The 23,030-nt window shown below is 46.5% G+C and carries 23 protein-coding genes; 12 read left to right on the forward strand and 11 right to left on the reverse strand.

What is annotated here, in order from left to right:
• Positions 1 to 107: 107 nt before the first annotated feature.
• Both NF543_RS21670 and NF543_RS21675 read right to left on the reverse strand, forming a co-directional pair.
• Positions 108 to 371, reverse strand: coding sequence for a hypothetical protein (locus NF543_RS21670; protein WP_257670295.1), 264 nt, complete (start codon positions 369 to 371; stop codon positions 108 to 110).
• Between the two features lie 739 nt (positions 372 to 1,110).
• Positions 1,111 to 1,356 carry a hypothetical protein gene (locus NF543_RS21675; RefSeq protein WP_257957546.1) on the reverse strand — a complete coding sequence of 82 codons (246 nt, stop codon included), beginning with the start codon at positions 1,354 to 1,356 and terminating at the stop codon, positions 1,111 to 1,113.
• A gap of 62 nt (positions 1,357 to 1,418) precedes the next feature.
• On the opposite strand from NF543_RS21675, the gene NF543_RS21680 reads away from it, so the two are divergent.
• Positions 1,419 to 1,712: a hypothetical protein gene (locus tag NF543_RS21680; RefSeq protein WP_257670297.1), complete on the forward strand. Its 294-nt coding sequence runs from the start codon at positions 1,419 to 1,421 to the stop codon at positions 1,710 to 1,712.
• Between the two features lie 193 nt (positions 1,713 to 1,905).
• On the forward strand, positions 1,906 to 2,073 hold the full coding sequence (locus NF543_RS21685; RefSeq protein ID WP_257670298.1) for a PD-(D/E)XK nuclease domain-containing protein: 168 nt from the start codon (positions 1,906 to 1,908) through the stop codon (positions 2,071 to 2,073).
• A gap of 160 nt (positions 2,074 to 2,233) precedes the next feature.
• Here NF543_RS21685 and lysS read toward each other — a convergent pair whose 3' ends face one another.
• Positions 2,234 to 3,952: a lysine--tRNA ligase gene (gene lysS / locus NF543_RS21690; protein ID WP_257670299.1), complete on the reverse strand. Its 1,719-nt coding sequence runs from the start codon at positions 3,950 to 3,952 to the stop codon at positions 2,234 to 2,236.
• Positions 3,953 to 4,288: 336 nt separating this feature from the next.
• On the opposite strand from lysS, the gene NF543_RS21695 reads away from it, so the two are divergent.
• The 5 genes from NF543_RS21695 to NF543_RS21715 all read left to right on the forward strand — a co-directional run bounded on the left by NF543_RS21695 (position 4,289) and on the right by NF543_RS21715 (position 10,552).
• Positions 4,289 to 4,897: an RNA polymerase sigma factor gene (locus NF543_RS21695; RefSeq protein ID WP_257957547.1), complete on the forward strand. Its 609-nt coding sequence runs from the start codon at positions 4,289 to 4,291 to the stop codon at positions 4,895 to 4,897.
• Positions 4,898 to 4,919: 22 nt separating this feature from the next.
• Positions 4,920 to 6,257 carry a hypothetical protein gene (locus tag NF543_RS21700; RefSeq protein WP_257670301.1) on the forward strand — a complete coding sequence of 446 codons (1,338 nt, stop codon included), beginning with the start codon at positions 4,920 to 4,922 and terminating at the stop codon, positions 6,255 to 6,257.
• 430 nt (positions 6,258 to 6,687) lie between these two features.
• Positions 6,688 to 8,613, forward strand: coding sequence for a tetratricopeptide repeat-containing sensor histidine kinase (locus NF543_RS21705; RefSeq protein WP_257670302.1), 1,926 nt, complete (start codon positions 6,688 to 6,690; stop codon positions 8,611 to 8,613).
• A 61-nt stretch (positions 8,614 to 8,674) separates the two neighbouring features.
• On the forward strand, positions 8,675 to 9,040 hold the full coding sequence (locus tag NF543_RS21710; RefSeq protein WP_257670303.1) for a response regulator: 366 nt from the start codon (positions 8,675 to 8,677) through the stop codon (positions 9,038 to 9,040).
• Between the two features lie 90 nt (positions 9,041 to 9,130).
• Positions 9,131 to 10,552 (forward strand): alkaline phosphatase, encoded by a 1,422-nt coding sequence (locus NF543_RS21715; RefSeq protein ID WP_257670304.1) that lies wholly within the window; start codon positions 9,131 to 9,133, stop codon positions 10,550 to 10,552.
• 6 nt (positions 10,553 to 10,558) lie between these two features.
• Here the strand turns inward: NF543_RS21715 and NF543_RS21720 are convergent, their stop codons facing one another.
• Positions 10,559 to 11,170, reverse strand: a complete 612-nt coding sequence (locus NF543_RS21720) for an HAD family hydrolase (RefSeq protein ID WP_257670305.1) — start codon at positions 11,168 to 11,170, stop codon at positions 10,559 to 10,561.
• 8 nt (positions 11,171 to 11,178) lie between these two features.
• Complete coding sequence (locus NF543_RS21725) at positions 11,179 to 12,375, reverse strand: proline dehydrogenase family protein (protein ID WP_257670306.1); 1,197 nt, start codon at positions 12,373 to 12,375, stop codon at positions 11,179 to 11,181.
• A 164-nt stretch (positions 12,376 to 12,539) separates the two neighbouring features.
• Between NF543_RS21725 and NF543_RS21730 the strand changes: the two genes are divergently transcribed.
• Genes NF543_RS21730 through NF543_RS21745 form a run of 4 tightly spaced genes read left to right on the forward strand, consistent with a single transcriptional unit; the run spans position 12,540 to position 15,080 of the window.
• On the forward strand, positions 12,540 to 12,749 hold the full coding sequence (locus NF543_RS21730; protein WP_257670307.1) for an RNA-binding S4 domain-containing protein: 210 nt from the start codon (positions 12,540 to 12,542) through the stop codon (positions 12,747 to 12,749).
• 4 nt (positions 12,750 to 12,753) lie between these two features.
• The gene (locus tag NF543_RS21735; protein ID WP_257670308.1) at positions 12,754 to 13,194 is read left to right on the forward strand and encodes a hypothetical protein; all 441 of its coding nucleotides are present in this window, start codon (positions 12,754 to 12,756) and stop codon (positions 13,192 to 13,194) included.
• Between the two features lie 31 nt (positions 13,195 to 13,225).
• Positions 13,226 to 14,341: a 3-dehydroquinate synthase gene (aroB, locus tag NF543_RS21740; protein WP_257670309.1), complete on the forward strand. Its 1,116-nt coding sequence runs from the start codon at positions 13,226 to 13,228 to the stop codon at positions 14,339 to 14,341.
• A 10-nt stretch (positions 14,342 to 14,351) separates the two neighbouring features.
• On the forward strand, positions 14,352 to 15,080 hold the full coding sequence (locus NF543_RS21745; protein WP_257670310.1) for a ThuA domain-containing protein: 729 nt from the start codon (positions 14,352 to 14,354) through the stop codon (positions 15,078 to 15,080).
• 15 nt (positions 15,081 to 15,095) lie between these two features.
• Here the strand turns inward: NF543_RS21745 and lpxB are convergent, their stop codons facing one another.
• The 5 genes from lpxB to rpoN form a co-directional block, all read right to left on the reverse strand.
• The gene (gene lpxB / locus NF543_RS21750; RefSeq protein ID WP_257670311.1) at positions 15,096 to 16,211 is read right to left on the reverse strand and encodes a lipid-A-disaccharide synthase; all 1,116 of its coding nucleotides are present in this window, start codon (positions 16,209 to 16,211) and stop codon (positions 15,096 to 15,098) included.
• A gap of 63 nt (positions 16,212 to 16,274) precedes the next feature.
• A complete protein-coding gene (locus NF543_RS21755; protein ID WP_257670312.1) occupies positions 16,275 to 17,483 on the reverse strand; it encodes a porin in 1,209 nt (402 codons plus the stop codon).
• A 26-nt stretch (positions 17,484 to 17,509) separates the two neighbouring features.
• Positions 17,510 to 18,571 (reverse strand): agmatine deiminase family protein, encoded by a 1,062-nt coding sequence (locus NF543_RS21760; RefSeq protein ID WP_257670313.1) that lies wholly within the window; start codon positions 18,569 to 18,571, stop codon positions 17,510 to 17,512.
• On the reverse strand, positions 18,564 to 19,430 hold the full coding sequence (locus NF543_RS21765; RefSeq protein ID WP_257670314.1) for a carbon-nitrogen hydrolase: 867 nt from the start codon (positions 19,428 to 19,430) through the stop codon (positions 18,564 to 18,566). Before NF543_RS21765 ends, NF543_RS21760 begins: the two co-directional genes overlap by 8 nt.
• Positions 19,431 to 19,463: 33 nt before the next feature.
• Positions 19,464 to 20,939 (reverse strand): RNA polymerase factor sigma-54, encoded by a 1,476-nt coding sequence (gene rpoN, locus NF543_RS21770; protein ID WP_257670315.1) that lies wholly within the window; start codon positions 20,937 to 20,939, stop codon positions 19,464 to 19,466.
• 213 nt (positions 20,940 to 21,152) lie between these two features.
• On the opposite strand from rpoN, the gene creD reads away from it, so the two are divergent.
• A complete protein-coding gene (gene creD / locus NF543_RS21775; protein WP_257670316.1) occupies positions 21,153 to 22,589 on the forward strand; it encodes a cell envelope integrity protein CreD in 1,437 nt (478 codons plus the stop codon).
• A gap of 66 nt (positions 22,590 to 22,655) precedes the next feature.
• Here the strand turns inward: creD and trxA are convergent, their stop codons facing one another.
• Positions 22,656 to 22,973, reverse strand: a complete 318-nt coding sequence (gene trxA / locus NF543_RS21780; RefSeq protein WP_257670317.1) for a thioredoxin — start codon at positions 22,971 to 22,973, stop codon at positions 22,656 to 22,658.
• Positions 22,974 to 23,030 lie beyond the last annotated feature (57 nt).

A 23,030-nucleotide genomic window follows, 5' to 3' on the forward strand; every position in this document is an offset into this window, starting at 1 on the left:
CAATTGGGGCTTGACCATCTCTCAGCTTTATATTAAATTTGGTGAAAGGCTGCGACTGGATCAAAACAGTGTTTAGGAATAGGTTGATCCGGATGACACAGTTCATGTTACACTACCACACCCTCCCGCATCGCGATACACGCCGGATGCCCTAGCCATCGTTGGATGGTTCCTTTTCCGCCCGTTCCGGCGGTAGCCGTTACCCAAACTATCCGCCGGTTGGCGGGCTTGCGCCTTATTCCGACGTCCAACCGGGTTGGGTCTACACCGACATGAACCCGTCCCACACCGACATGGACCCATCCGCGTTCCGGATGGGTTCGGTTGTATTCCGGATGGGTTACTTCCCGTCCCAACCGGGTTACTTCCAACGTTAAATTGAACCCGTCCGCGTTCCAGATGGGTTCGGTTACGTTCCAGATGGGTTACTTTCCGTCCCAACCGGGTCACTTCTAACGTTGGGTTGAAACCGTCCGCGTTCCAGATGGGTTCGGTTGCGTTCCAACCGGGTCACTTCTAACGTTGGGTTGAACCCGTCCGCGTTCCACATGGGTTCGGTTACGTTCCAGACGGGTTACTTCCCGTCCCAACAGGGTTACTTCCAACGTTGGGTTGAACCCATCCGCGTTCCTGTTGGGTTCGGTCGCACTCCCGATGGGTTCGGTTGCATTCCAGAGGGGTTCGGTTCTGACACAACCGGGTTACTTCCGACGTTGGATTGAACCCCTCCGCGTTCCTCATGGGTTCGGTTACGTTCCAGACGGGTCACTTCCCGTCCCAACAGGGTTACTTCCAACGTTGGGTTGAACCCATCCGCGTTCCAGATGGGTTCGGTCGCACTCCAGATGGGTTCGGTTGCATTCCAGATGGGTTCGGTTCTGTCCCAACCGGGTTACTTCCAACGTTGGGTTGAACCCATCCGCGTTCCAGATGGGTTCGGTCGCACTCCAGAGGGGTTCGGTTGCATTCCAGATGGGTTCGGTTCTGTCCCACCCGGGTTACTTCCAACGTTGGGTTGAACCCTTCCGCGTTCCAGATGGGTTCGGTTGCATTCCACATGAGTTCGGTTCTGTCCCACCTGAACCCATTCCCACGCCGGAGGGGTCACTTCTAACGTTGGGTTGAACCCATCCGCGTTCCAGATGGGTTCGGTTGCATTCCACATGAGTTCGGTTCTGTCCCACCTGAACCCATTCCCACGCCGGATGGGTCACTTCTAACGTTGGGTTGAACCCATCCGCGTTCTGGATGGGTTCGGTTGTATTCCAGATGGGTTACTTCCGGTCCCAACCGGGTTGCTTCCAACGTTAAATTGAACCCGTCCGCTTTCCAGATGGGTTCGGTTGTATTCCACATGGGTTCGGGTCTGTCTCACCCGAACCCGTCCAGGCTTCACCCGGTTTACATCCAATATTCCCATGGGACCGGTCGGACGTTCCATGGACCCGTTCTGGCGTGGAACGGTTTCATGTCTGGCACGAAACCGGCTTGTTGCAGAAATTGGCCATGTACGTAAATGTCGTTGGCGACGGAAACCTGGCCAAGTTGTACAGTTCGGGTTTTCCCGTGCTGGCCAAACGCCGAAAGGGGAAGTCGCCTTTGATTTCAAGCCCGTTGGGCGCGATATGTTCTACGACTATTGCTTTGCGACAGCGGTAGATAAACGGGGCAACCCCATCTGGGGTGAGCTGCGCGTAACCACGCGTTCGTAGACGGATTATGCCGAAGGATTTACCCCTGGCGCTGTCTATTTCCGTGTGCGGGCACGCAACAAGCACGGGGTAAGTCATTGGACGCAGCCGATCCGGTGGATGGTACAATGATTAAACCAAGTATAGACATCGCTGCCGCCCATTCACTTCCAAAGATGCGTTTACTTTATTTTACGAGCGCGATCGTACCACGATGTACCGTGCCGCGATGGACGGTACGGCCAGTGAGGCGCTCCAGCAGATACTGGACCGCGGCTACCTGGCTCCGTATGCCACGGATTCCCGCAAGAAAACAGCCATTGGTATCAGTTTTTCCTCGGAAGACCGGCAAGTATCGGAGTACCTTGTGATGGAAGTATAGCTTGCTTTGATTCCATAGGAACACCTCTCACCCACACGGGCTAATGGACTGCTATCCATGATAAAGCAGATGAAGCTGTATGCGATGGCTCTGCAAGCGAAAGCCAATTGATTTACTTGCGGCCAATTTTCACGCGCGTTGCGTGAAAACATTGGTTTGATTATTCAAACCACTTTAAAACCTCTTCCTTCGTAGGCATTGGAATATCCAACTTCATTTTCTTACGTAGTCCGCCCAAGTCGTTAAAAACTTTGTTGGGATTCGCCGCTTTCAGCGTTTCGATGGTGTTGAATCCCATTTTTTGTAACACGGGTATCCATTCTTCGGGTATGCCTTGCGCTTTATAGTCCTCCAAACCCGCATGTTTTACTCCCTTTTCAGGACGCATCTGCGGGAAGAACAGTACATCCTGAATGCTTTGCTGGTTGGTCATCAGCATTGCCAATCGATCAATACCAATACCAATGCCTGCAGTGGGTGGCATGCCGTACTCCAATGCCCGGAGGAAATCGTAATCAACAAACATGGCTTCATCATCACCGCGTTCCATGAGTTTGAGCTGCTCCTCAAACCTGATCCGCTGGTCGATGGGGTCATTCAGTTCGCTATAGGCGTTTGCCAGCTCCTTGCCGTTGACCATCAACTCAAAGCGTTCCACCAAATCTGCCTTGCTGCGGTGTTTTTTGGTGAGCGGACTCATTTCCACAGGGTAGTCAATGATAAATGTAGGCTGTATATAATGGTGCTCGCATTGCTCACCAAAAATTTCATCGATGAGCTTGCCCTTGCCCATGCTTTCCGTGGTGGGGATACCCAGTTGCTTGCACACATCACGCAGCCCACCTTCATCCATTCCGTCTACCTCGAATCCAGTATGTTCCTTGATGGCGTCATAGATGCTTACACGGGGGTATGGTGCTGCAAAATTAATTTCCTGATCACCCACCTGCAGCGTTGTATTGCCATTGGTGGCTAGCGCCACATGCTCGAATAGTTTTTCCGTGATTTCCATCATCCACAGGTAATCCTTGTAGGCCACGTAAAATTCCAGCACGGTAAATTCGGGATTGTGCGTACGATCCATGCCTTCATTCCGAAAGTTGCGGCTGAACTCATATACCCAATCGTAGCCACCCACTATGAGACGTTTGAGGTATAGCTCATTGGCTATGCGCAGGTAGAGGGGAATGTCAAGTGCGTTGTGGTGCGTGATGAAGGGCCTAGCCGCCGCACCTCCCGGAATGGGCTGCAGCACAGGTGTATCTACTTCCAAGGCTCCTCTTTCGTTGAGGAAATCCCGTATGGATGTTTTCACTTTGGATACCTTTGCAAATGTATCGCGCACTTGAGGATTGATCACCAAATCCACATAACGTTGACGATAACGGAATTCAGGGTCGGTAACCGCATCGAACGTCTTGCCATCCGCCGACTTAACCACAGGCAAGGGTTTTAATGATTTTGCCAACAACGTGAGTTCTTGCACATGGATGGAAATTTCGCCTGTATTGGTGGTGAAAACAAAACCAGTGATGCCAATGAAATCGCCGATGTCGAGTAATTTCTTGAAAACAGTGTTATACAGGGTTTTGTCTTCATCTGGGCAAAGGTCATCGCGCTTCAAGTAGGCCTGAACTCGCCCGGTTGCATCCTGCAATTCAATGAAAGAAGCACTGCCCATCACGCGGCGGCTCATCATCCGACCAGCGATACGGATATTTTTATAGTTGAGTTTATCCCGCTCATAGTTTTCCAAGATATCGCTGGCGGTAGCATTGATTTCAAAAGCATTAGCAGGATAGGGGTTGATACCTAATTGCTCCAGGGCAGTAAGCGCCTGTCTACGTTGTAGTTCCTGTTCAGATAATACGATACTCATACGGTCTTGCTATTATGCGGCAAACATAGCTAAAATGCGCCTGATTTACAATATGGAACACGGATGGAACGGATAACCGCGGATTGAATAAATAATAATTAGTGTAAATCCGCATGATCTGCATTATCCGCGTTCTAACTTTCCGACTTCCGGACTTACCAACTAAACAAGTGTAGCGTTTTAAATGCGACATACGTCATCTACTCAGTGAGTGATATTCAAGCATGTATGGCGCATGAGTTAAATTTTTTACTAAGGCAGGCTACATACCCCATAAATTGAGCGTATATTTGTGTTGTAAATTAACAAGCTGATTAATAGTGTTGTAGCCTTATAGTGAGTTTCAATATCCGATACTTGAAGGGAAAGCATGCCCCATCATTGGAGCGTGCAGTGAGGGAATGTGCCCAAAATGGGGATGAACGGAGCAAGGAATTTATCTACAAAAGCTGCTATGGTTATGTCCGTTCAATAACATTGCGTTATGTCAAAAATACGTATGATGCGGAAGAGTTGACGAATGAAAGTTTCATACGGGCCTTTGGTAAAATGGGAACATTCAATAATGGAGATTTGGGTGATCGATTTGAAAAATCGTTTAGGGCATGGTTGGCCCGCATAGCCGTAAACATCTCTATTGATTTTTTACGGGGCAAAAAACAATTTGTCGCGTTGGACGAAATGAATGAAGGGGGTATGGAGCAGCAACATGTGGAAGTATCTGGGAATTTGCATGTAGAGGATATCTTAAAGCTATTGGCACAATTGCCAGATATACAACGCTCGATATTCAATTTATATGAAGTAGAAGGGTATTCACATGAAGAGGTTGCGACCATGCTTGACATTCCTGAAAGCACGTCCCGTACCTATTTGACCCGTGCCAAGAAGAAATTACGGAAGCTTTACTTGGAATCGATAAATATCACGGCCGGATTTCAATAATACAGCGATCACAAATGCTGAGATGAACGAAAGTAAGAAAAATAAGGAACTGATTCAACGGATGGCAGAAACGCTGCGCAACCATACTGAACCTTATAAAGAGGGGGCATGGGAGCGGTTTTCGGCCAAATACGGCATCCCAAAGAAGAGAGGCATGGTGCAATGGCCTTATTGGGGTGCGGCGGCACTGCTGTTGATGGCCATGGGGCTGTTTTTGTTCGATCGACAAACCGATGAATTGGACGTGGTGCAACATGATATCGTACAACCCACCGGGGAGCTAAGAAGAACAGAGGAACAACCGACAGCCGAAATAGCGGATAAACCCCAAGATCCCGTGGAATTGGCGGCACCAAGGCAAACAACCCAAAGCCGAGAACAGCTGGCTGGTGCCAAGTCCATAGAAGCCGAGGTGCCTACATATGCAAGAGGCCGTCAAGACACATTTTTACCTGTTAGCGGACAAATACTCGCAAGTAACGCGAGGGTTGTGGAGGATTCTAAAGATCCAGAAGAGGCGAACTCAAAAGAGGAACTTATGACAGCTAGGGTTGACCATGATACCGTTTCGAATGATGCCAAATTACTAGCCGATGGAGGCATAGAGCAATTCCCAGGAAACGAATCGTTCGGTAAGGACATGTTGGATAATGAGTATCCAGAAAAGGCTACAGAAGCAAGGCGCGATTTCAAGAAATGGGATTTAGGGCTGGTGGTTTCGCCATCCCTCACTAACGAAAAGGTAAATATGGGAGGGGGGATTGCCATTGCATATCGATTATCCGACAAGTTTTCATTAAGCTCAGGTGTATCGGTCGGTCAACTGGGCTTAGGGCAAAACCCAAACTATGAGCCAATGGCAAACTCAGATATGCAAGCTGCCCCAATATACGGTTCGGAAAATCAGGGTTTTGTAAGTGAAGCTTCTTCAAATCGCAAGGAGGTTACCTCCGTGACGAGCAACCTGTTGGCTTTGGATATACCGATTGATTTGCGGTATAACATCACGGAAGGGTTTTACACTTCAGTTGGCATTTCTTTCCTGACTGTTTTGAACGAACAGCGCACCAATCATCTTGTGGACCGTGGTATCAACCAGCCCACATTCGAGAAAAGCGGTTCGAATAAGGATTTGGAATCCGCCGTGCAGGCCACCTATTCATCGGAAAGAACTGCTTACCAACCTTTGGAGGGAAAAGGCTATACGGGTTTTGTTAATTTTTCCGTAGGCCGTAAAGTACCACTATTTCGTAAATTTTCACTCTCCATAGAACCCTATTTCAAGCTCCCAATCGGAAGCTTATCACGTGAAGAAATGGATTTTACCAACGGAGGGATCCGGATTATAACAGGATTTTAACCTTGTTCACGTTCAAGTTGCTGTTATTTTGACATATCCCGTGTATTGAGCGACTTTTAAATGTCCTGTTTGTAAATCGTAATTATTTAACGCCCGATAAGTTTGATTATTAATAGAATAACACCTACATTTGGCCGATAATTAGTTAAAATCACCAAACCAAACACCTAAAATCTACCTATTGATTTATTTGGGATTGCAAGATGCACTCCGACGGGAGTCGAATGTTAAGCTATGCAATTTAGCCCCATCCATACTGAGCGTAGGGCTTTATGAGACGGACCAGAGGGATACCTAACCATTTTGTGGATTGCCGGACGGTACTGATATACCGTGTCGGATAAAATTCGCACGTTAATTACTACGATAAGTATCAACGGTTGAAGTAGTATTTAAACGTATTATGAGAGCTTAAAAATAATTTTTTCGGATGAAAAATAGTCGTATGCGTTTTTACTTATTACCTCTTTTTTTAATGGTAATTTATGGTTCTGCTACCTATGCTTTCCAAACCAATGTTTCCCTATTGCAAAAGGACACGGCTATTATCAACGATTGGTATACGGATGCCTTCCTTTCCATGAAAGATGATTTGAAGAAATCGGATGATTTTATCAATAAGGCATGGAAAATGTCTATCGATATAGCGTATGAAAAAGGTGTGTCTGATGGATATTACTATACGGGATGTGTATATGAACAAAAGGGGGCAATGAACGTTGCCAGTCGGTATTTCGAGAAAGCTATTTCGCTATACGTTCAAGGTCAATTTTTAGACAATTTGCCAGACTGCTATAGGAGATTGGGTGAAATTTACATGAATCAAGGAAGGAATTATACCGCTTTACTGAATTTTCTGAATGGATTGCATGTCGCTGAGGACCAACGGGATTATGTCAATCAGATCGAATTGAGCATTCAACTCGCTAATTATCACAATCGCGTTTCAAAGGATTACGATGGTGCGATTTCCGTACTCAACAACGCAGAAAAACTTGCAAATAAGCAAATTTATCTATCCGCCTTCGGTCCTATTTATTTGCAATATGGTATCAGCTATTGCCGGCAACGGAATTATGAGCAGGCACGCTATTATGTGCGTAAAGCCAAGCAAGAATTTGATGTAACCTCAAGTCCTGATAACCACTTGAAAGCCCTCTTTGTGGAAGGTGAAATTTATGAAAAGCTGCTTGATGGAGAACAGCTGTTTGCGGTGCTTAATCAGGCCAAGCCATTGCTCGATTCCATTGTAAACGATAGCTTGGAAACCACCTATGGCTTATTGCGTGCAAAAGCATTGTACCAAACAGGTGATTATAACGCAGCCTTAGCAGCCTGTGAAGAATTAAATACCAAGTTGGCCGACCAAAAGCGCGAGGACGACCAGTACCTTATTTTTGCACTGCAATTCAAGATATTGTATGCCCTGCGTGATTTCCGTAAGGCTGACCAGTTGTTTAATGACTATGAATACACAAGAGATAGCCTCTACACTGCCCAATACATAGGTCAGGGAATAGAAATGAGCGAAAACTATAAATTGGATAAATTTAAAAGACAAATTCTGGAGCAGGAGCTGAAGCTTTCCAATTCCATCTACCAACGATATGGCTTTATTGCTGGTATCGCGGTATTGTTAATTATATTGGGCATCCTTTATTTCCACTTCCGGGAAAAAGATAAATTGGCACATCGGGAGGTTATTAAAAACAGCGAAATTTCTGTGCAAAATGAAATACTGAAACAGACAAACAGACATAACGAACTGCTTATGCGGGAAATCCATCATCGGGTAAAGAATAATCTCCAAATTATCAACAGCCTGCTTAGTCTCCAAGCTCGGAAAACAACTAACCGGGAAGTTGTGGAGATGATGAAAGAAAGCAGGAGTCGGATAAATTCCATTGCACTCATCCACAATAAACTGTACCAACAACAGAGCCTCAATAAATTGAACATCCAAGACTATATTGAGCAACTCGGCGTTCATTTATTAAGTATTTACAATAACAATAAGAACGTACGTATTCATGTGGATACCGGAGAGGTTACCTTGGATATCGATATAGCCATCCCCGTGGGGCTGATATTGACGGAGTTGATTACGAATTCCTTGAAATATGCTTTTGTGGAACGTGAAGATGGAGAGATTTATATCCATGTGAAGCACAATGGCGAAAATGATTATGAGCTTATTTTCAAGGACAATGGGATTGGTATCCCTGAAGCAAAATTGAATCAAAACAACGACACGTTGGGATTTAGGTTAATTCATTCCCTGACCAAACAATTAGCCGGGATTATCCATTATACATTTGGAGAGTTTTCCCTGTACAATATCCGGTTCAAAGGGTAAGAATGGGGGCTAAATTTGGAGTGATTTAAGTGATTCAAGCATGAAAAAGGATATAGCTATAATGGAAAGAATCTACATCGTAGAAGACCAAATGATTATTACGTTGGATTTGCAGCATATGCTTGAAGATTTAGGGTATGAGGTCTGTGGGATATCCCCAAGCTACCATGAAACCCTTAATAACATTGAGGTGGTCAAGCCAGACTTGATTTTATTGGATATTTTCCTCCAAGGTGATAAAACGGGGATAGACCTTGCACACGTACTTAATCAAAATTATCATATACCCTTTATCTTCTTGACTTCCCACACAGACGATCAGACCGTCAAGATAGCCAAAGAGACCCAGCCAAGGGGCTATCTGGTGAAACCGTTTAAGCTAAACGAACTGTATGCCGCGATTGAAATGGCATTTGGCAGAACCTAACAAAAGCATCCGTAAGTTAAATGATGATCACTTCATATAGGATTAACATTATATTCCTATTTTTAGCGCGTTAAATCAATAAACTTGCTAATGAAACGTCGGGATTTTTTTAGGAATACAGCCTTTGCGGCTGCGGGTGCTACTGTATTAACGCCCTTTAGGTCTATTGCCGGGAATAATGATCGGAACCTGGGCCACCCACCGGGAAAAACAGCCAAAAATATCATTTTCATGGTCAGTGACGGCATGAGCATCGGCACGTTGAGCATGGCTAATATGCTGAATGAACGCCGAGCAGGCAGGTTGTGTGAATGGATGTCATTGTACCATGATGGAGTGGTAAGCAGGGGATTGATGGATACGGCATCAGCCAATAGCTTGGTGACCGACTCAGCGGCCGCAAGTTCATCATGGGGAGGAGGGATCCGTGTAAACAACGGTGCGCTTAATGTCGCACCAGATGGGAGCCATCCGATACCCATCCTGCAAAAATTCAAGGCAGCAAATAAAGCCGTGGGATGCGTGACCAGCGTGCCGATTACCCATGCCACCCCCGCGGGATTCTGTGTGAACAGTAATAGCCGCTCGGACCAACCCGGTATAGCGCTCATGTACCACGACCTACGATTTGACGTAATGATGGGCGGAGGTACCGAATTTTTTAGTGCCGAGAAAAGGGAAGATAAACAAGATGTCTTCGGAAAGTTTGCTGCCAGTGGCTTCCAAGTGGCAAAGACAAGGGAAGAAATGTTGGCCATAGATGCCGGAGCTAAGGATGCGCCGATCCTAGGCGTATTCCATCAAGACGGCTTACCCTATGCCTTGGATAGGGAACATGATGAAACGTTGAAGAATGGCACACCCGCTCTTGCTGAAATGGTCGGTACCGCCATCCGACACTTACAGAAAAATCCTAATGGATTTGTGTTACAGGTAGAAGCTGGTAAAGTGGATTGGGCAGCACATGCCAATGATGTTGGCGCACTACTCTATGACCAACTGGCATTTGATGAGGCCGTGGCTACAGCCATCGCGTTTGCCGAGGCAGATGGGGATACCATGGTCATCATTACCACAGATCACGGGAATGCCAACCCTGGGTTGTTTTCGGGCAGCAAGGCTACCACAAATTTCGAACGTATCATGGATTTCAGGCATACCAACGATTGGATACTACAGGGTATTTCCAGGGATTTTACCCCGGCTCAAGTACGTGAACGAATTGAATATGCGCAGGATATTGCAGTGAGTGGAGATGAAGCCAAGCAAATCCTTTCCTATTACGTCACTGAACCTAATGAAGATGGGTTATATAATCCATATAAGCTGCCATTTAGAGACTTGGCCGCTATACAGGAAAGGTATACTTCGGTTGGTTGGGGTAGCATGGGGCATTCTGGAGATCATGTGGAGATCGCTGTCTATGGAGCCGGACGGGAGTTGCTTAAACCATTTGTTCGCAACACCGATATGCATAACCTGATGCTAGAGGCAGCTGGAGTGCATCAATAAAAGCCATCAGAGTTCATCAATCCTCACCCAATCCATACCCGCGGCAATGGCTCCCTGTACACCGGGGTTGCCATCCTCGAATACCAAGCAATCTTGGGGGGCAACCCCGAGTTGCTGTGCGGCGGTTAAGAATGGATCCGGGTACGGTTTGCCCCGATCAATATCGTCGGCACAAACCAATGTCTCGATGAGGTCGATGAGTCCGATTATCGTAAGCGTTCGTGTTACGGTTTTACGGCTGCCTCCAGATACTACACCGATACGGACCTTGCCAATATGGTCTTTAAGATGTTGTACTACAAAATCTATCGGTATGGTTTTGGAGATATAGCGCTCAAAAAATATGGTCGATTTCTCCACAGCAAACTCATGGGGAGGTACTTGGGTATGGTACCGCTTATTGATTTCTTCGGCAATCAACGCAGTTGGCCAACCCGCCAATTCATCGATAATAGCCGTGTCAAGTGTAATCCCATATTTTATTGCAGCTTCTCGGTAAGCAGCCTTGTGCGCATGCATATTATCTGCGAGTGTGCCATCGCAATCATATAAAAACGCTCGGTAAGGCTTCTTGCTGCTAATGCGGGTGAGCGTGTTTAGTTTGTCTTGTGTGAACATGTATGAAGTCATTTAGTAGATTTTCTCCGCTTCTTTTCCTTGGCGATGAGTGAAAGTTCCCTTCCAGTTTGTCCAGCCACCGACGTGTTTTCCTGTGCCCTCCTGAACAGATAGGGCATCACAGCTTTCACTGGGCCATATGGCATGTATTTGGCAACATTATAGCCAGCATTGGCTAAATTAAAACTTAGGTTGTCACTCATGCCAAGCAACTGAGCAAAATGAACATGGGGATGGTTGTGTAGTAATTGCCGCTTATCCATTTCTTCAGCTAATAACCTGCTGCTAGCCTCATTATGTGTGCCCGCCATGAACCCAACCCTGTCGATGTGATCGAGACAAAAGTGTATGGCATGATCATAGTCGCGGTCTGATGCGGATTTATCAGGTTGGATAGGGGCAGCGTACCCGTTTTTATCAGCTCGTTTGCGCTCGATTTCCATGTATGCACCGCGTACCAATTTTGCGCCGAGGAAAAAGCCCGCCGTTTCAGCTAGGTAATAATCCGCTTTGAGCGAAGCCAATTTATCATGCCGGTAAAGCTGATAGGTGTTGTATACAATGACGGCATCTTGATTGTATTTTTGCATCATTTCCCGTGCAAGGTCATCAATCACATCCTGTATCCAGGAATGTTCGGCATCAATCAGCACCTTTACCCCCGCCTCATGGCAAGCCCTGCATATCTGTTCCACCCGTTGTTTTACCTGCATGTATTCTGTTTCCTCCGCTTCGGTGAGTGGTTCCTGGCCATTGATCTTTACGAATAGATCAAAGCGGCCCAAGCCCGTGGGTTTAAAAACGGAGAACGGGATGTTTTCGTTGTCTTTTGCGTATTCAACAGTACGCAGGATTTCTTGGCAAGTTTCATTGAATACCCTTTCCGAATCTTCCCCTTCCACCGAGTAATCGAGGATGGTACCCACACCTTGGGAAGCTAGGTTATCGACGGCTTCTGCGCACCCCGCTATGGATTCTCCTCCGCAGAAATGCTTGAAAATGGTATTGCGAATGATACCAGTGATCGGTAGGCCGATATGGATAGCGAAATTGGTGACAGGAGGGCCAATCTTGGTCAGGAAATTGCTCGCTAAAATCTTAAATAGCCAATAAGCCCTGTTTAAATCTTTGTTGCTTTTGCCTCTGAAAGCAATCTCTGTGTTTTCAAATGAAAGCTCGTTCTGTTGTTGCGTCTGTTGAGCCATTAAGTACTACAATTATGGGTGGCAAACTTAGCTAAAGTTGCTGTTTTTCACAAATTTGTTTTGGATGCTCAAACGTTGTTTATTACCTGCGTTTTTGGTGTTAATGATATTTTTTCCTGTACGCACATGTTGATTTGCCGGCAATTAAGCAGTACATTTGCACCATGACTACGTATAAAATAACTGGAGAATATATCCAGTTGATCCAATTGCTCAAGGTGCTTAATTGGGTGGAACATGGCGGTGAGGCGCAGGCTGTGGTATCGGCGGGTTTGGTCAAGCACAACAATAACGTGGATTACCGCAAACGACTCAAAGTGAAACCAGGTGATGTAGTCGAATATAAGGACATGCAGGTACAGCTAATCGGATAAATCTATGAATAGGTGTCTTCTACTCGTTTTGGTTGTGATATTATGTGCTTGTGATCGTGGTAATAAGAACACAAACAAGCCTTATGTTTTAGCGATTGCTGTGGAGACCTATGCTAACGCAAAAAAGGACAAGAAGGCCCCGGATGCCGTGGTGGAAAAAATCGAAACGGACACGGTGATGGTTCCTTCGGCACTGGCAGCCTATTCCAAGGGAATCCAAAAATATGCGGCTGTATTGATGCATATCCAACAATTCCCTGATTCGATAAAAGGTACAAAGGGAATTAAAATATGGGATGAAAAAGACAACGATATCGTTGCCACCATTCCGCAAAGCCAACGAGATAGTATCGTCATGAATTTCATACAATTCGCCAGAAGATCGTCTATACCTTATTATAAACGGGTGAAGGATTTTGAACTGAAATTGATGACAGCGAGATAAACGATGAACGCAAATAAACTAATCAATTGATATGGACGAACAGTCACCATCCGTTACGGCAACACCTACGGGACAATATATTTCAAGTATAGGTTATGATGTTATCTTTGACGATACGTTGGCAGAACTGAGCACGTTCATCGAGACGGCCAATTATTCCAAAGCATTAATACTGACCGACCGGAACACGACCGAACATTGCCTTCCCGTGCTGCAAGCTGCAATGCCAGGTTTCGACAGCTATGATGTCATTGAGATCGACCCCGGTGAAGAAAACAAGAATATCGATTTCTGTGTGGGTATTTGGAAGATGATGCTCGATTTTGGTGCTGATCGGCAAAGCCTTTTAATCAATTTGGGCGGGGGTGTGGTGACCGATATGGGAGGCTTCGCGGCATCCACATTCAAGCGAGGGATAGATTTCATCCAGGTACCCACCACCCTGTTGTCTCAGGTTGACGCTTCCGTGGGGGGCAAAACAGGCATCGATATGGACAACGTGAAGAATATCATTGGTACGTTCGCCCAGCCCAAAGCGGTGTTTATATCCACAAAATTCTTACAGACATTGGATAAGCGCCAGCTGGTGTCGGGGTTCGCCGAAGTGATTAAACACGGTCTTATCCGTGATGCCGGCTTTTATGAAGAGGTAAAGGCGCTCGATGTGTCGGCGTTGACCGCTGCGCATATCCAGCATTCTGTGTCGATCAAAAATGGGGTGGTCATGCAGGATCCAACCGAAAAAGGAATACGGAAAATCCTGAACTTTGGCCACACCATCGGCCACGCCATTGAAGGGTATTCATTGGCACATGACAGCAGGCCTTTGCTCCATGGAGAAGCCATTGCTGTAGGGATGATCTGCGAGGGATACTTATCCCATCGGATCAATGGGCTGCCTGAGGAGGCGCTGGACGATCTTATCCATACCTTCCGGAAGCACTTCCCCGATTATCACTATAGCGAAGCGTCCTACGAACAGTTTATAGGCTTAATGAAGAGTGATAAGAAGAACACCGGGGGGAAGATTGGTTTCGCCTTGCTCAGTGACATCGGCCAATGCAGCACCGATAGGTTTGTGGAGGAAGGGCCGATCAGGGAAAGCCTGGACTTCTACCGGAAATTAACTACTAATCAATTGGCATAAATCGACGAAGATGAAGCGTTTCAATAAAACCACAGGATTTGCATTTTGCTTGCTGTTAGCCATGATTACTGGCTGCCAGGTCCACGCACAACCGAAGATACTGGTGTTTTCCAAAACTACGGGATTCCGACATGATAACATAGAAAAAGGGGCTGCAACCATCAAGCAACTGGGGGCAACCCACGGCTTCTTGGTAGACCATACTGAGGAGGCCTCGAAGTTTACGGATGAGAGCCTGAGGCAATACCGGGCGGTGGTTTTCTTGAGCACGACGGGGACAGTGCTTGACGATGCGCAGAAAGCAGCATTCATGCGGTATATTCAAGCGGGCAACGGATATGTGGGTATCCATGCGGCCAGCGACACCGAATACCAATGGCCGTGGTATGGCAAGATGGTGGGCGCTTATTTTATGAGCCACCCGCAGGTACAGGCGGCAGACCTCCATGTGGTAGATCGCAAGCACAGCGCAACAAAACATCTCCCAAAGACGTGGAATCGTACGGATGAATGGTACGACTTGAAGGATTTGAACCGTGAAGTAAACTTGTTGATGAAGCTCGACGAGCAATCTTACCAAGGCGGCAAGATGGGCGACTATCACCCCATCGCGTGGTACCACGAGTACGATGGCGGTCGCGCATTTTATACCGGATTGGGCCACACGAAGGAATCTTTTGACGAACCTGCCTTCCAACAGCACATCGTGGGCGCGATATGGTATGCCATTGGGCAATGACCCCCGGGTAGCTCGTTAATTGCTGTGTAGAAAGGACGTTATCAATGCTGCCGTGCGCTTAGACGCACCAGGTTCGCCCATTTTTTGCATCAGCAGGTCATAATTTTCAACGATATTATCGCGGTATTCTTTGTTATTGATAAGTAGGTCAAGCTCATCGGCTATGCTGTCCACATTGCAGTCCTTTTGGATCAATTCACGCACAGCGAGCATGTTGGTGATGAGGTTGACCAGGGAGATGAAGCGAACCTTGATGACCATCTTGGCGATGGCGATGGATATGGGATTGGCTTTGTATACGACGACCTGTGGCACCCCTAGTAAAGCAGCCTCCAACGTGGCCGTTCCACTGGCCACGACTGCAGCCTCGGCATGTTTGAGCAAGTCATATGTGGCATCAAATATCACGGGTAGCTCCAGCCCGTTCATATGCTGGTTATAGTATGCTTTAGTAAAATTAGGTGCGCCAGCGATGACACAGTGATGAGCAGGAAAGAGCAGCGATACGTTGGCCATAATGGGCAGCAACTTGTTGATTTCCATTTCACGGCTACCAGGCAGCATGGCAATGATAGGCTTGTCCCCAAGACGATGTTCCTCAAGGAAATTGTTCTGGTAAGTGTAGTTCGTAATAGCATCTAGAAGTGGGTTGCCAACATAATCTACTTCCATACCCCATTCCCTGTAAAAATCTACTTCAAAGGGGAGGATACAAAACATCTTATCCACCACACGCTTGATTTTCAATACCCGTTTCTGGTTCCATGCCCATACTTTCGGCGAAATGTAATAGCATACCTTGAAGCCGTTTTTCTTGGCAAACGCTGCGATTTTAAGATTGAACCCGGGGAAATCGATGAGTACCAAGGTGTCTGGTTGGTAGGCGGATACATCCGCTTTCACGAGGTTGAGGTTTTTGCTGATGATACGGATATTGGATAGCACCTCCACAAAACCCATAAAGGCCATTTGGGAAGTATGGATGACGGCGGTTTGGCCGGACGCTTGCTGCATACGGTTTCCACCGACGATCCGAAATTCAGCTTCTTTGTCTTCCTTTTTCAGTGCTTGGATAAGGTTGGCGCCATGTAGGTCGCCAGAAGTCTCTCCTGCTATGATGTAGTATTTCATTTTTAGTAATCAGCTTGCAGCAATCTGCTATCAGCAGCCGGTCATCAGTATGTTTCAAATGAACTATATCCCCAGTTCAATCTGGAATGTCGCGCTCCAGTTGTTTCCTTCATGGTCGGTCTGGTAAATTCCATCTTTGGTCTGGTAATGCGCGTTAAGTTGCAGTTTGAGACGATGCGAGCGAAAATATTTGGTCAAACCAAGCTCGACTACCTCGGTCTGCGCTTCATATGCACCAATATCTTGATGCGGCTTAATCCAGGTGTACCTGCCGGCGAGTTCATAACCCGAGTCCCTGCTCAAGAGGTAGGACAGCTGTTGGTTTATACCTTTCCCTTTGAAAGCATAGATGGTTTCACCTTCCTCATCGGTGCTGAAGGGATCGTCTACGCCGCGTTCCATGTACTCAACCTGATATGCCCAGCCCCGGTATTTGAAAATCGCATCGTAGAATGAAGTTTTCAGGGAGAGCGGTGTGGTAATGTACTTGCCGGTTTGGCCACCGGAGCGCGTCGTACGGTCATTGAAGCTATAGCCACCCCCAATGGAAAGTTTGGGTGTTTCCTCATATTCAAGGTCTCCTTCATAATAATCGCCATTATTGGTAAATTCGCCAAGGGGCAGGAATTCGGCCCGTCCAGTATAGGCCAACCCATCATCCGTCATATTGGCTACCCGTCCTTCTCCGGTACTGATGGCCCCTTTGACGTGGACGGGCACTGATCCAATCTTGGGTGAGTAATAGGCTTTGATGCCAAAGTCGCGGTCGATATTGAATCTCGCATTGACCAGCGAGCGTTCAGCAAATTGCAATTCTCCTGAGGAATTTACTCGTTGACGGTTCCCAGGGAGTTTATTCTGCCCAAAAGCAACATAGAAGTTGTCCGTAAAGTTATAGAAAATAACGGCATCACGTACAATATTTGGGACATCCGTATCGTCATAATCCTGATCACCACGGGTAAATCCCAGCTGTATGCTATACGACAATTTGGGGTTATAGATATAACCATCCATACGTAGCCTCAACCGCCGGATACGGGCTTCAAAGCTTTCCGCACTGAAGTCGTTTCCACTCAAAGAGTTGTATCTCAAACGGCTTTGCATCCTGAACCTGAAATTGATATAGAAGGTTGAATCGTCTCCGGTATATTGGATGCCTTTGAAGTTTTCAATTGTCGGGCGCTCGTCGCGTTGGCGCTGTGCTACAGCGTGAAAGGTTGCAGTTAAAACAAATGTAAATATTAAGCAAGAATGGATAATTTTGTTCATCTCTTGTGATTATGGTGTATCAATTTTTATATTTCAGGTTCCTGTTGGCTCAAACAATGCCAGCTGCCAAGTCCCCATATGATATCGATGCTATCTATACCCACAACTTTGCGATCGGGAAAACAAGTTGCAAGGATATCTAATGCTTTTTGGTCATTTGGATCACGGTAAGTGGGAACCACCACGGCAGCGTTGGAAATGTAAAAGTTGGCATAGGATGCAGGCAGTTGCTGGCCCTCATACATTACCGGGGCAGGCATGGGCAACTCAACAATGTTAAATTGCTTACCATCCATGAGACGCATGTTCTTAAGTGATTGCAAATTTTTCTGCAGAATGGGATAATTTTCATCCGCTCGATTTTCTTCCACAACGGTCACGATGGTGTCGGCGTTGACAAAACGTGTAATGTCATCGATATGGCCATCGGTGTCGTCACCCACTATGCCCTCATCAAGCCAAAGGATTTGTGAAACACCATAGTATTGGTAAAGGTATTCCTCGATTTGATGCTGATTGAGATGTGGGTTACGGTTTTTGTTCAACAAGCAAGCCCGCGTGGTGAGGATAGTACCCTTTCCGTTGAAGTCAACCGAGCCACCTTCCATTACAATACCAGGATAGTAAACCGGGATATCCAACGCTTTGCCTACGAGGGTGGGGATGATGTCGTCCTGTTCATAGGGTGGATATTTGTTCCCCCAGGCATTATAGCCCCAATCTATGATGACCTTTTTGATGTCGGCTTCAGGATTGATGAGGAATGCCGGACCATGGTCCCTGCACCAGGAATCATCCGTTGGATGGAGGAAGAAGGTGATGGTAGTGAGATCCACCTCTGCGTTGATGAGGTAGTTGGAAGCAAGTTCTTCCATCGCTTCGTCAGTCACGTTGATACAGACCTGTTCGCCGAGAGACACTTCCTTGATGAATCGGCTATAGGGTTCGTATATGGTATGGAGTTTGCCGGGCCAGCTAGCTTCTTTATGGGGCCAGCTCAGCCATGTGGCAGCGTGTGGATGCCATTCGGCTGGAAAGTAATAACCTTTTTCCTTTGGAAGCCCGGTCTTCCCAATTAATTCATTCATCAATGAAACGTTTTGTGATGGGCTGATAACTATCCACTCGCCGGTCACGCAGGAACGGCCAATGTGTCCGGTAATAATCAGACTGTCCGAGATCCACTTCGGTCACCGCGGTTTCCTCGGTATCATGCGACGCTTTATAAAGCAAGCTGCCAAAGGGGTTGGCAATGAATGATCCTCCCCAAAACTTCATATCTGCTTCTGCACCCACCCGGTTCACGGATACGACGGGAATCCCATTTGCCACGGCATGCGACCGTTGGATCGTCTGCCAGGCATTGTATTGCTCGGTATTGGTGGCATCTTCCTGCATGTTGGCCCAACCGATTGCGGTAGGATAGAAGAGTATCTCGGCACCCATTAAAGCCGTGATACGGGCCGCTTCGGGATACCATTGATCCCAACAGATTAGCACGCCAATCGTAGCGTATTTTGTTTTGAAAACCTTATAGCCTAGATCTCCGGGAGTGAAGTAGAATTTTTCATAATATCCGGGATCGTCTGGGATGTGCATTTTGCGGTATTTGCCCAGGTAACTACCATCCGCATCGATTACCGCTGTCGTATTATGATATATGCCTTGCGTGCGTTTTTCAAACAGGGAGGCGATCACCACCACACCCAATTCAGCTGCAACGGCAGAAAGTGTATCAGTAGATGGTCCAGGAATGCTTTCTGCTAGTAGAAAGTTGTCATAATCTTCCACATCACAGAAATACAAGGTATTGAAGATCTCCTGTAGGCATATGATTTGCGCGCCCTTGTCGGCGGCCACTCGGATTTGTCCCACGGCCTTGTCGAGGTTGGCACCCTTGTCGGCTACGCAACTCATCTGCACGGTTCCGATTCTTACTTTGGTCATGACTCGATGTTTTGAACGAGCAAAATTACGAAATCACAGCTGTTTCCGCAACCGTGCCACCGGTATCCCCATAGCCTCCCGATATTTAGCCACAGTGCGGCGTGCAATAGTATAACCCTTTTCTTTTAATATTTCGGTCAGTTTCTCATCCGCCAACGGTTTTCGTTTGTTCTCGGAGGAAATGCACTCTTCCAATATTTTCTTCACCTCTTTATTAGACACTTCCTCGCCACTATCGGTTTGGATGGCTTCCGAAAAGAATGATTTGAGCAGGAAAGTACCAAATTCCGTCTGCACATATTTAGAATTGGCTACGCGAGATACCGTGGAAATGTCCATATCAATGCGGTCGGCGATATCTTTGAGGATCATCGGTCTCAGCTTACGCTCATCAGCCGTAAGGAAATAGTCATATTGGTAGTTCATGATGGCGTTCATGGTCTTGAGGAGCGTCTGTTGGCGTTGCTTGATGGCATCGATAAACCATTTTGCCGAATCGAGCTTTTGCTTGACGAATTGTACTGCCTCTTTCATCTTTTTATCTTTTTGGGCAGCCTTATCGTAATGATCGAACATTTCTTGATAAGATCGGCTTACGCGAAGCTCTGGCGCATTGCGAGCATTGAGCGTCAGGTGGAGCACCCCATCGTTGTTGCTGATATGGAAATCCGGGATGATGTGCAACTGCTTACCGGCCACGGCTCCCGAATCACCAGGCTTAGGATTAAGCTTGAGGATTTCGTTTACGATTTCCTTCAATTCACTCGAATTGATATTGAGTGAACGTTCCAACTTGTCATAATGCTTTTTGGTGAATTCATCGAGGTGGTTTTCTACAACAGCCATTGCCTTTTTGATGATGGGGCTCTCCTGGTCCTTTTTGCGAAGTTGTATAAGCAGACACTCTTGTAGGTTGCGCGCGCCAATGCCTGGAGGATCAAATTCCTGGATGATTTTTAAGAGGTCTTCCACCTCATGTTCTTCGGCGATGACATTCTGAGAAAACGCTAAGTCATCGATTAATGAGGAAATGGGCCTTCTAAGGTAGCCATCGTCATCCAAACTGCCAATGATTTGCTGTCCGACAAGAAAATCCTTGTCAGATAATGCCAGAAGGTCCAATTGCTGTTGAAGATTTTCGAAGAATGAGTTTTGGACGGCTATGGGGATTTCCTTGCGGTCATCCTCGTCATCGCCACCATTGCTTTGATTACCTGCATAGTCACTGACATCATCCGCCTGTAGGTAGTCGTCCACATTGAATTCATCAAGGTCACTACTTTGGCTATCTTCGCTAAAACTCTCCTCATCTGGGTCCTTATCCGGATACTCCTCCGCAGGCTCGTTCATATTGGCCAAGCTGATGTCATCCAGAGCAGGGTTTTCTTCCAATTCCTCCTTGATGCGGGTATCCAATGATACGGTAGGCACCTGCAGCAGTTTGATAAACTGGATTTGCTGAGGGGATAATTTTTGTAATAATTTCTGTTGTAAAGTCTGTCTTAGCATAATCAAATCACTTCACAAACATACGTAAAATATGATATAATATCGTGTGGATACACGACAAATCGCACGCTGGTATCAATAGAGTAGCCTTTCCTTGGAATTCCCCTGTTTGAACGGTTTTTTATATCACGTACTATTTTTTGAGTTTTATTTGGACGTATGAAGTTTCTTTATTTACTTTGTAATTCAAAGTTCTTTTAAGTTATTATGATTATGAAACCAGAACAGCAACGCTATGGACTAGGCCAATGGCTTAGCAGATCAGTATCAGCCAAACTTTTATTCATCGGTACGCTCATTTTGCTGCTGTTGATTCCCTCATTATGGATTTCCTCACTCATCGAGGAGCGACAACACCGACAGCAAAGCGTGGTTAGGGAAATCGGACAGAAGTGGTCCGGTCAGCAGGTAATCGGCGGCCCCGTAATGGTGGTGCCCTACAAAACAATGATTAAAACCATGGTCGGCGAAGTGGAGAAGTTTGAGGAACGCATTCAGTACTTGTATGTATTGCCCGATGAATTGGAGGTTGCCGCGCAAACGAAAACTGAGTTGCTTTACCGAGGTATCTTCAAAGCGGTGGTATACCAAGCCAAGTTACAGGTAAAAGGGCACTTTGGGCCACTGGATTTGGCTAGGGCTAAAGTGGCTGCTGAGGATGTGCAATGGGATGAGGTTCGCTTGGCAGTAGGAGTAGGGGATCTGAAAGGGCTGAAAAATAACCCGAACTTGGACGTTGGCGGACAGGTATACGAGCCTGAGACGGATTTTTCCACCAAAGGTGCCTTTAGCCAAAACTTGATGGTGGCCCCCGACCTTGGGGAGGGATTGTTGGACGGTGTACCCTTCCGTTTTGAGTTAGACCTCAAGGGTAGTGAGTCGCTCCACTTCATTCCATTGGCCAAAAACACGATCGTATCAATACAGGGCGATTGGGCGACCCCCAGCTTCGGGGGGAGTTTTCTGCCCGAAACACGTAAAGTGGATGACACTGGGTTTACGGCATCATGGCAGGTACCACATTTTTCACGGAAATTGCCCCAACAATGGACCTCGGATGGCACCACTATCCAAGGAGTATGGAATGATTTTAATGACATCGAATACTACACCACCGAAGTGATGCCCGGAAACTCGCGATCGGCCTATGCAGATGTACAAGAGGCGGAAGCCTTTGGCGTTCATTTTCTCCAGCCGGTAGACCATTACCAGAAAGCGGAACGCACGGCGAAATATGCTATCCTCATCATCCTGCTAACATTTGTATCGCTCTTCTTCACCGAGATCATTACCAAAAAGCGGATACACATCATCCAATACTTGTTAATTGGTGCTGCCATGATTGTGTATTACTGTCTTTTGTTATCGTTTGCAGAGCATGTAGGCTTTAACATGGCATACTTTATTGCCTCGTCGGCCACCATCATCTTGGTCAGCGTTTTCATTGCCAAACTGCTTGGTCGGCTCAAGATGGCCTTATTATTTGCTGCCATCATGTCGTTTTTTTACTTATTTATCTTCACAATCATTCAGTTGCAGGACATGGCCTTGCTTTTCGGTAGCATCGGACTTTTTATTACGATCGCTTTACTGATGTATTTTTCGGGACGGATAAATTGGCAACAGGAAGAGGAGCAGGCTTCTAAATAAAGGTTGGCCTAGTTATAGGCATAAAAAAGAGGCTATCGAATAGCCTCTTTTTTATATAACTTGTTTTTACAGTTGCTTAACCAGTTTATCAGTCAATACGGATTTGGGTACAGCACCAATTTGCTTATCCACGATCTCGCCATTCTTGAAAAACAACAATGCCGGAATATTACGGATACCATATTTTACCGAGATATCGGGATTATGGTCCACATTTACCTTACCCACCACGGCCCTGCCGTCATATTCTTTGGCCAATTCTTCCACAATGGGGCCCACCATGCGGCACGGACCGCACCATTCTGCCCAAAAATCTATCAATACAGGTTTGTCCGATTGCAATACAACTTCATCAAAGTTGCTGTCTGTGATTTCTAATGCCATGATTTTTGTTAGTTATGACTATCAGCTATCAGCCATTCGCTTTTAGCTACCAGCCGT

Origin of the sequence: Parapedobacter tibetensis (assembly GCF_024704835.1) — a bacterium.
In the GTDB taxonomy this organism is placed as follows: domain Bacteria; phylum Bacteroidota; class Bacteroidia; order Sphingobacteriales; family Sphingobacteriaceae; genus Parapedobacter; species Parapedobacter tibetensis.

What these genes read in the sequence shown, in the direction of transcription:
- NF543_RS21705 (WP_257670302.1), top strand. Translation starts at nt 6,688, where the DNA reads ATGAAAAATAGTCGTATGCGTTTTTACTTATTACCTCTTTTTTTAATG.
- creD (WP_257670316.1), top strand. Translation starts at nt 21,153, where the DNA reads ATGAAACCAGAACAGCAACGCTATGGACTAGGCCAATGGCTTAGCAGA.
- aroB (WP_257670309.1), top strand. Translation starts at nt 13,226, where the DNA reads ATGGACGAACAGTCACCATCCGTTACGGCAACACCTACGGGACAATAT.
- NF543_RS21760 (WP_257670313.1), bottom strand. Translation starts at nt 18,571, where the DNA reads ATGAATGAATTAATTGGGAAGACCGGGCTTCCAAAGGAAAAAGGTTAT.
- lpxB (WP_257670311.1), bottom strand. Translation starts at nt 16,211, where the DNA reads ATGAAATACTACATCATAGCAGGAGAGACTTCTGGCGACCTACATGGC.
- NF543_RS21720 (WP_257670305.1), bottom strand. Translation starts at nt 11,170, where the DNA reads ATGTTCACACAAGACAAACTAAACACGCTCACCCGCATTAGCAGCAAG.
- NF543_RS21710 (WP_257670303.1), top strand. Translation starts at nt 8,675, where the DNA reads ATGGAAAGAATCTACATCGTAGAAGACCAAATGATTATTACGTTGGAT.
- NF543_RS21715 (WP_257670304.1), top strand. Translation starts at nt 9,131, where the DNA reads ATGAAACGTCGGGATTTTTTTAGGAATACAGCCTTTGCGGCTGCGGGT.
- rpoN (WP_257670315.1), bottom strand. Translation starts at nt 20,939, where the DNA reads ATGCTAAGACAGACTTTACAACAGAAATTATTACAAAAATTATCCCCT.
- lysS (WP_257670299.1), bottom strand. Translation starts at nt 3,952, where the DNA reads ATGAGTATCGTATTATCTGAACAGGAACTACAACGTAGACAGGCGCTT.
- NF543_RS21685 (WP_257670298.1), top strand. Translation starts at nt 1,906, where the DNA reads ATGTACCGTGCCGCGATGGACGGTACGGCCAGTGAGGCGCTCCAGCAG.
- NF543_RS21745 (WP_257670310.1), top strand. Translation starts at nt 14,352, where the DNA reads ATGAAGCGTTTCAATAAAACCACAGGATTTGCATTTTGCTTGCTGTTA.
- NF543_RS21765 (WP_257670314.1), bottom strand. Translation starts at nt 19,430, where the DNA reads ATGACCAAAGTAAGAATCGGAACCGTGCAGATGAGTTGCGTAGCCGAC.
- NF543_RS21730 (WP_257670307.1), top strand. Translation starts at nt 12,540, where the DNA reads ATGACTACGTATAAAATAACTGGAGAATATATCCAGTTGATCCAATTG.
- NF543_RS21680 (WP_257670297.1), top strand. Translation starts at nt 1,419, where the DNA reads ATGGGACCGGTCGGACGTTCCATGGACCCGTTCTGGCGTGGAACGGTT.
- NF543_RS21700 (WP_257670301.1), top strand. Translation starts at nt 4,920, where the DNA reads ATGAACGAAAGTAAGAAAAATAAGGAACTGATTCAACGGATGGCAGAA.
- NF543_RS21675 (WP_257957546.1), bottom strand. Translation starts at nt 1,356, where the DNA reads ATGTGGAATACAACCGAACCCATCTGGAAAGCGGACGGGTTCAATTTA.
- trxA (WP_257670317.1), bottom strand. Translation starts at nt 22,973, where the DNA reads ATGGCATTAGAAATCACAGACAGCAACTTTGATGAAGTTGTATTGCAA.
- NF543_RS21735 (WP_257670308.1), top strand. Translation starts at nt 12,754, where the DNA reads ATGAATAGGTGTCTTCTACTCGTTTTGGTTGTGATATTATGTGCTTGT.
- NF543_RS21755 (WP_257670312.1), bottom strand. Translation starts at nt 17,483, where the DNA reads ATGAACAAAATTATCCATTCTTGCTTAATATTTACATTTGTTTTAACT.
- NF543_RS21725 (WP_257670306.1), bottom strand. Translation starts at nt 12,375, where the DNA reads ATGGCTCAACAGACGCAACAACAGAACGAGCTTTCATTTGAAAACACA.